The organism is Rhizobium sp. CFBP 8762 (assembly GCF_014841565.1).
In the GTDB taxonomy this organism is placed as follows: Bacteria; Pseudomonadota; Alphaproteobacteria; order Rhizobiales; family Rhizobiaceae; genus CFBP-8762.
Window position 1 is genome coordinate 1 of sequence record NZ_JACYUD010000031.1, and the last position, 362, is coordinate 362.

1 protein-coding gene is annotated in these 362 nt (G+C 56.4%); it reads right to left on the reverse strand.

Annotation, left to right across the window (positions count from 1 at the left end; translation table 11 throughout):
• Positions 1 to 362, reverse strand: a 362-nt coding sequence (locus tag IFT84_RS21290; RefSeq protein ID WP_192122612.1) for a calcium-binding protein, incomplete at both ends; no start/stop codon positions are given.

The following is a 362-nucleotide window of genomic DNA, read 5'->3' on the forward strand; positions in this document are numbered from 1 at the left end:
AACGTATCGTCGCCGACAGTACCCACAATAGTGTCAGCGTCCGCCGTAGGCCGCTGCCACAGCCTCGCCATATCCGACAGTTTCCAGACCGTTCCATCAAAGAACGAAAATTCCTCGATAACGCGTGCATCAAGCGCAGCACCGTTGACGATAGTGATGCGGTCATCAATATTTTTGAATTTGACGACGAGTGTCGAGGCATCCCCGAGCAAGGAAACCTCTGTCCCGTCCGGCATAATACCGGCACCGAACTCGATCCGGTCGATGCCGGAGGCATCCGTGATCCTGTCCTGCCCGTCTCCGGCTTCAAAGCGATACACATCGTCGCCATCGCCACCCGAAAGCGTATCGTCGCCATGACC